Here is a 7,501-nt window from a genome sequence, read left to right as displayed (position 1 = left end):
AGCGAAGTTCTCCAGAGCCGGATGACATTATTGCCATCCTTCAGGCCCACCATTCTCCTTCCCCCTCCCCTCCTGCCCGCGCGGGCGCGCAAGCGCCGCTGGCTATTGGGTTGCCTGCTTGGGTCGCTGGTCTCGATTTAATGAATTGGCGCTGGTGTGCCGGGATTGGGGGCGTAGCCGTGATAAAAACCGGTCTATCGGTTGCACAATCTGCTCAGCTATCAAAAGAAAGCGGTGCGGCTCAGGCGACCTTGGTTCGTTCTGTCTGACTTTGCGCGCAAATCGCCTCGAGGATGGTTGCGGCCTCTGTATCCGGCATGAAAAGCCGTGTTTTATAGGCGATAATCTCGGTGAAACAGCCGCTCGACTTGTACCAGCCAAGTCGAGCGGCATGAGCGCCGATAATTTCGAGCCGCTGGGCGCCTGCCACGCGAGACGTTTTGAGCGTTAGCTGGTCTGGTCCGTTGACCGGGATCCGGGCACCGCTGCGGGCGCTTTCAATCATTGCATTGGGAGTGAGTTTGGGCGCTTCAAGACCTAGCCCTTCGCAAAGCGCGCCCAAATCACCGGCGTCGACCACGCGCCCAAGAATTGAGCGACCGTCAGCGGCTGCGATTCTCACAACCGAAAGCATCTTTGAGGGAATCTTGCGCCAAACGGGCAACAATAATCCCGTAGCGATGAACAGGGTTTCATTTTCGAGGGTATCGCGCGCTTCTTCGGCTTCAGCATTCCACAGCTTTGCAAATTGGGTATCGCGAATTTTCCGCCAGTTGCTTTCGGCCAGCGCCTGGTCGTCGATATGGTCGATACGTGCAGGACGGATGAGCTTGAAGCGCCGGACGGTGGTTCCATCGTCGAGCAGCGAATCGCGCTGGCTGACCATCAGCGCGACCTTGCCCGACCTATCGTTCCTCATTGGCTCGGCGCTTTGGTCCCAGCTACGCCGAAAATCGATGTCATCGTGGCTGCGAACAAGACGTTTCCGGGTGATTGCAAGCTCGGCGAGTTTGGTTGTCGCTCCGCACTGATCGGTCCGCAGCAAGCGCTCGGAGACGATTTCGAGGGTTTGAACAGCGATGGTTTCAACCCCGAGATCGAGCGTTCCCGCTTCCCGTGCCTTTGCTACACGCTGATCTACTAGCCCGAGAAATTCGTCGAAGACCGCGTTCTGCATGGCGATTGGCAGTGCGAGGATGCGGTTGAGCCACCGCTGGATGGGCGGCAGGTCCATACGCAGTTCACCGCCCTCACCTTCGAGTTCAAGGCCTGTCCGCTTCTGGAAATCCTGGAAAGAAGCGCTTTTCAGCTTGCCGGAATGCAGCAGTCGGAACCAGGCATTGAGCGCGGACATGGCATAGTCGCTTTCCAGATTGTCAGCCGGGTCAAACAGATTTTGCCCTCCGGTCTGACGTTGCCCGCGGGTGAGCGCGCCGAGGCTGTCGAGCCGCCGAGCTATGGTCGAGATAAAGCGCCGTTCACCCCGGCAATCTGTAGTGACGGGCCGGAAAAGCGGGGAACTTGCCTGTTGGGTGCGGTGGGTCCGTCCAAGCCCCTGGATAGCCGCATCAGCGCGCCAGCCCGGTTCAAGAAGAAAATGGACCCGGCGGCGCTGGTTGGGAACATCAAGACTGGCATGATAGCTGCGCCCCGTGCCGCCAGCGTCAGAGAAGACCAAAATCTGCTTGCGGTCTTCCATGAAAGCATCGGTTTCTGCCGCATTGCTCCGCGCCGAACGGCGCTGAACGAGCTGGCGACCGTCGCTTGCGGTGGACAGTCTGCGGCTCCTTCCGGTAATTTCGGCCACATTGTCTTCGCCAAAGCGGGTGATAATGGCGTCGAGCGCGGAGGAGATTGGCGGCATTGCCCCAAGCTGTTCAAGGCATGCATCACGCCGTGCGATTGCGTCGGCACAGTGGACCGGGTTACCATCGTCATCTTGCATCGGTTGCGAACGCATTTCGCCTTCGAGATCGATATAGGTCTGCATTTGTCGGGTTGGGAAAGCGCGGGTGAGATAGTCAAAAAGATATTCTCTCGGACTAAGATCAATATCAAGCTCGTTTGCGGCGTCATCGTCATGGTCTGCCAGTCGCCGGTCAAGCATAGCCTCACCGGTTGAGACAAGCTGGATGACAATCGCCATTTTGTCGGCAATATGGGCTTCAATCGCAGGAAATAGGCTCGGAAGTTTCAAACTCATAAGGAGCTGCTGGAAAAACCGCTGTTTGACGCTTTCAAATCGGGAACGAGCTGCACCCTTGGCTCCCGCATTGAGTGTATCGCCCGATACAGCATCAATTACTCCGCTTTCTTCGAGCGCAGCTTCCATATTCTGGTGGATGATTGACCAGGCTTCGGCGTAACGGTCGTAAATTTCGATTTGCTCGGCGGAAAGAATATGTTCAAGCATTTCATATTCAACGCCGGCGAAGCTCAGCGCACGGGCGGTATAGAGTCCCATTGATTTGAGATCGCGCGCGACCACTTCCATCGCAGCTATGCCGCCAGCGGCAATTTCCTCAATGAACAGATCACGCGTCGGAAAGGCCGTATTGGGGCCCCAGAGGCCTAAGCGCACGGCGTAAGCGAGATTATTGACGTTCGACGCGCCGGTCGCCGAAGCATAAAGAACACGCGCAGCTGGTAATTTGTCCTGCAGGGTCACGCCGGCCATTCCCTGTTCAGAACCCTTGGTCTTGCCGCGAGCGGTTTCACCGCCTGCAACGCCGCCCATTGCATGAGCTTCGTCGAAGGCGATAACACCATCAAATTCGGGGCCGGTCCAATCGAATATTTGGGTCAGGCGGCTGCTATCTTCGCGCTGTGATCGCAACGTGGCATAAGGAACGAACAGCACACCCTCGCTCATTGCAATGTCTGTACCCAGTGGCCAATTTTTGAGGGGCTGGATATCGGCGGCGATGCCGCCAACTGCCGTCCAATCCCGGCGGGCGTCTTCAAGCAAGGTTGCGTTCTTCGACACCCAGATATGCTTGCGTCGTCCCTGTAACCAATTGTCGAGGATAGTGGCAGCGATCTGGCGCCCCTTGCCTGCTCCCGTCCCGTCGCCAAGAAAATACCCCTTGCGGATCCGTCTTTCGATCACCTCCCCAGTGTTCTCGTCGTTAATACTGCCGGCCAGCCAGTCGGCGTGGGCCTGGCCTGCATAAGCGACCGTTTCAAGCTGTGCGGCCGACAAGACCCGGTCTTTGACGATGCGCGTTGGTAGCATAAGTCGGTAATCGGGTTTGGGCGGCGCTACCGAGCCCATGGCAAGACTTTCGACAAGGGCTGTAGGATGTTCGCCGGCTTGCTCGAAGAGCATCCGTGCCGGACGGTACGGAAGATAGTCACCAACTTGTTCGCCTAGCGCAGCAGGTTCCTCGAGTGCGGTGTAAACAACAGGTGTGACGGCGTCTTCAACTGGCCTGTGAGCCGGAATGGGTTGCACCGGCTCTGCAGGGCGGACAAAGCCGCCGAACATTGATTTGGTTGCCGATGGGGTTCTGGTCTGTGGTTCGATCTCCCGGCGTGGCAGGGGCCTTGGCTGGTCAGTTAGTTCAGCTAAGGCCGCAACGTGAATATTATGAATCATTGGCAGATCCGGTAGCTTATCCAGAACAAGCAAGGTCGTCGCGATATTCGTCCCGTGCTTGGCAAAACAGCCTTCGGCCAACGTAAAGCGTTCGATAATCGAGGCACCCGTGATCATTTTGGCGAGACTCGCCGCGTTGCGGCCTGGACGGTCTATCCAGCTCGGCAGGATAGCGACTAGCCTCCCCCCGCTGGACAGCACTTTAAGGGCCGAATGAAGGTGTCTGAGCGCAGTGAAATGATCTTCATAACCATCGGCGTTGCGTGAGAAGGGTGGATTCATGAGGACGCTGGTGGGCGCCCTTCCCTGCCAGCGTGCGGCGATTTCGGCTCCATCGTGATTGGTTATGGCGGCGCCGGGATAAAGGCCGGTGAGCAGCGCGCGTCGGCATGCATCCAGTTCATTGAGCCTGAGCATTGCGCCGAGCCGTAATGCTTCGGTGGCAAGCAAACCGGTGCCAGCGCTTGGTTCGAGAACAAAATCCTCGGCGGTCAACGCCGCCCGCGCCTGTGCAAAAAGTGCGAGCGGTGCAGGGGTGGAAAATTGCTGTCGGCTCACTTGCAACTCGCTGCGAACGGTGTGCGTTGGGAGACCAGGATAGGTCGCAATCAAATCGGGAAGCTGCTGGCTTGCGGCCCGATCGTTCTGTTGAATATGGGCAACAATAGCGCACTCGAGCATTTCGAAGGCGTCGCGGATGGTGAATTGAGCTGTGCTGGTGCCAGCTGCTGCGGCAAGATGCTTGATCAGCATGTCTCGTGTAAGCGGCTCGTCAAGTTTTGAGGACAGGTTCACTCCGGCGGAGAGCAGGATGGACGCTTTAGGGTGGAAAATACTATATGGGTCAATCGGCATGGAAACCTCCGGTATATCGACCAAAATTGATCACCCTCCCCTTCCCCCTCCCCTCCGGCCCGTGCGCAACCAGCGGGCGCGCTGCCTTCGAGCAGCAAAATGGTTCAAATGATGAGAAAAATAGAAGATGGACTGAATATCGGTGCAATAAATTGCTCGTGCCGTACTCAAATCATAGCGTATGCGCCGGCAGAGGGCGGTGGAGATCGGTTTATGCTATGGTCGAGAGGCAAGCTTTCGCGCGTCGCATCGTTATCCTACCAGCTTGTATCCCATAAGGTACCGCCCGCTGCTAGCTTCGGTAAAGCTGATCATCCCAAGATATTCGTTTTGCGCGCTCATAAGTGATTGCTTTGCTGGCATCATGAGCAAGATTTACCAGTATGTTCGTTTCAAATCGCGCGGGTATCGAGGGTACCAGCAGAATTGCCGAGCGCTTTTCACGGACCCACCTGTCCCCAAATTCCTTACAGATGCGTTGCGATTTACCGTCCCACCCAGAGTGGGCAGCCGTCTGGAATTTTTCATAGCAAATGCCCTTGGGAATAGAGATCGTTATAAAATAAAGGTCTGGTGGCATCACTCCGTTGGCATGAACAAGTTTTTCCAATATCTGTGTTGAATAATGCTGCGAGCAATAGACGATGGGGCTGCTCCGCTTGTTCCATCTGCCGGGATAAAACCGCGATCCTTCATCACCGTAGAGCGGATGTTTGCCGTTTAGAGCACCAATCCTGTAGGCGGTGAGAATTTGGTCAGTATGCTGCGCGCTCACACGCCGCCGCCATAAGCGGTCCGGCCCAATATGTTAATCACTGAGTCCGCTCCCGGTCCGGTTGCGAGAGCTATCTCCAAGGGTATCCTGTTGCCGAGCATGATATGCGGCTTCGATATAAATGTTCGCGCCTTTTCGATGTCACCGTATGTCTCCAAAGCAAAGCTCATCACCTTGGCAACTCTGGCGAGCTTGTTGCCCTCGTCGCTCGTCAATATCTTCTTGGCCGAGTTTTTCCGCCGTGCCAGCGTCGGTTTGGGCAGGAAGCGGTATTTGAGATTGATATCTCCGGGTGCTACTATGGCTACAAGATGATCGATAGCCTCCACTGGCAGCCCTTCCTCTATGCACAGAGCGAGGCCGAGCAGGTCTTCTCCATCGGATGACATACCTAGAAGTTGTTCAATGCTATAATTTTGTGGATCCATGAAAGCGCCTTTGTCTCAATTGAGACTAAAGTAGCTATCAGTTGGTTTGCAAGCAAAATTCCACGACCACCTGAATGGCCTCAATATTAAGGCTGTCATAAACCCATCCGAAGGTTCGCAAAGGTGCGTTTATGGCCTTCTCCTGTGAATCATAAACCTATATAAATATCATTGTATGTTAGAGGGTTATAATAAGGTTATGAGGTTAAAGGCAGATTCAACCGCTGTCTTGTGGGGAAACGGGCGAGTCGCAGAATTTTGCCGTTCCCAGAGTGTCGGCTATTTGTTCTCGTTGTGTCGAAGGGTTGTTCCCGGAAGGTCGATGAATCGTTCCTGAAAGATCGAATGTCGTTCCTATTGTGTCGAAACATTGACTGGAAGCTGAAATTAATCGACCGCATTGAATCACTTTGAGGCTTGCATACAGGAAAGTGCTTCAAATCGGACTTCTATCGTTTGCTATGAAAAATCTGAGTAAGCTGAACTCGACACAACGGGAACGGAACCCGATATTGGTCTGGAATTTGGCTAGTTTTGACTGCTATTTTAGCGCCTGATTTCGTGACCATGCTTCTTGTTGTATCGGCGGACAAAGCCGATAAAAGCCCTTTGCCAGTCTACAGGCGTCCGATCTTCGCTGCCATTGACCCAGGTTTCGAAATCTGCATGTAGCCGATAAAGATCCCAGCCAGGACATTCACTGCGTAGAAGTTCGATGGTTTCATCGGTCATATAGCCGCGTGTTGCCGCTGTACTCAGTCCGGTTAAAGTCCGTTTGATCATTTTGCGCGCGTCAATAACTGGTTCGTCCGTAGCGCCCGTTTTCGTCACATGATTGCTTGATTTTGGAGCAGGAGCCGCTGGCTTGGTGCGAACTCGGCTTTCTGGAGAAGCGGCTTTGGGTGTTTCGCTCCCCTGCCCTGCTGACGCCAGTTTGACCGGTTCGTGGTCACCTTGTTTGCGCATCCGCAGTTTTGGTTCGCCGTGATCGAGATCCTCGATGATGAGATCATATCCGGGCAAGCCATTTTTCTCGGCAAGTTTCAATATTTCAAATTTGAACCGGCGATACTGGCCTTCGGCACCGGATTTTTCGAACAGCGTGGGCATCGATATTGCAAATCCAACATCCCCCGCCCCGCCCGCATGTTTGCGCGCAACTTTGTAAAGCCAGCGCTCGCGCCCGCCGGATATATCGAAATAGGCCCGGTCGATCGATAATACGCCGCCCTTCATCAAAACGCCTTCCCAGAACCAGTTTGAGAGCTCCAAGGTCATACCGCGCGAGCGTTCGGTTTTTTCATCGACGAGCTGTGTCCAGCCATCGAGCCAGCTGAATGTTGCCTCACGGCGGTTCTCCGCGCGGATATTTGTCTTAACTGTTGTGGAGACGAGGCGGTCCAGCCCCTGCCCCAGTAATTCATAAGCTCTGCCCGTGGTTGGCCTGCCAATCGCACGCAGCAGATCATATGGCATGATATGCAAGGTCCGAGGAATATCATTTTGTCCGCGTCGCGCCATATCGGCAAGAACGCTCGCGCAATAGATGAGGATATCGGCATCCCAGATCGTGGCCATGCCGTAATCTGGATTGGCAGATACATGGACCCATAGTTTCCCATCGGGCGATTTATAGTCGATCGGCTTCATGCGTCTGGTTTTGGCAAGCGAGAAAAATGGCCGCTCCATCATCTCGCGCTGATCGCGAAAATTGAGATCGGCGATATAAGGGAGAAACAGGTCGAACTGTTCTCCCACCGCTCTCCGGCCTCTGACGCCTTTCGAGCGAGCCATCAGAAACTTTCTTCGAGGAAAGTTTTTCTGGACCGCGAATCCAGTGGCGAA

The 7,501-nt window shown here is 54.9% G+C and carries 4 protein-coding genes; all 4 read right to left on the bottom strand.

Annotated elements, in window-relative coordinates:
• Nucleotides 1-241: 241 nt before the first annotated feature.
• The gene (locus ACWFTY_RS17695) at nucleotides 242-4,453 is read right to left on the bottom strand and encodes a strawberry notch-like NTP hydrolase domain-containing protein (RefSeq protein ID WP_447526965.1); all 4,212 of its coding nucleotides are present in this window, start codon (nucleotides 4,451-4,453) and stop codon (nucleotides 242-244) included.
• Between the two features lie 292 nt (nucleotides 4,454-4,745).
• The gene (locus ACWFTY_RS17690) at nucleotides 4,746-5,228 is read right to left on the bottom strand and encodes an RES family NAD+ phosphorylase (protein WP_066746186.1); all 483 of its coding nucleotides are present in this window, start codon (nucleotides 5,226-5,228) and stop codon (nucleotides 4,746-4,748) included.
• On the bottom strand, nucleotides 5,225-5,656 hold the full coding sequence (locus ACWFTY_RS17685) for an antitoxin Xre/MbcA/ParS toxin-binding domain-containing protein (RefSeq protein WP_066746183.1): 432 nt from the start codon (nucleotides 5,654-5,656) through the stop codon (nucleotides 5,225-5,227). The genes ACWFTY_RS17690 and ACWFTY_RS17685 overlap by 4 nt, the downstream gene beginning before the upstream one ends.
• 546 nt (nucleotides 5,657-6,202) lie before the next feature.
• On the bottom strand, nucleotides 6,203-7,450 hold the full coding sequence (locus ACWFTY_RS17680; protein WP_447526964.1) for a replication initiator protein A: 1,248 nt from the start codon (nucleotides 7,448-7,450) through the stop codon (nucleotides 6,203-6,205).
• Nucleotides 7,451-7,501: the final 51 nt, after the last annotated feature.

This window comes from Parasphingorhabdus sp. NYA22, from assembly GCF_976973735.1.
The sequence above is the reverse complement of the archived record's forward strand: the minus strand, read 5'-3'. Positions and strand labels throughout refer to the sequence as shown.

Excerpts from the sequence above, each read along its gene's own strand:
- ACWFTY_RS17695 (WP_447526965.1), bottom strand. The coding sequence starts at position 4,453 with ATGCCGATTGACCCATATAGTATTTTCCACCCTAAAGCGTCCATCCTG.
- ACWFTY_RS17685 (WP_066746183.1), bottom strand. The coding sequence starts at position 5,656 with ATGGATCCACAAAATTATAGCATTGAACAACTTCTAGGTATGTCATCC.
- ACWFTY_RS17680 (WP_447526964.1), bottom strand. The coding sequence starts at position 7,450 with ATGGCTCGCTCGAAAGGCGTCAGAGGCCGGAGAGCGGTGGGAGAACAG.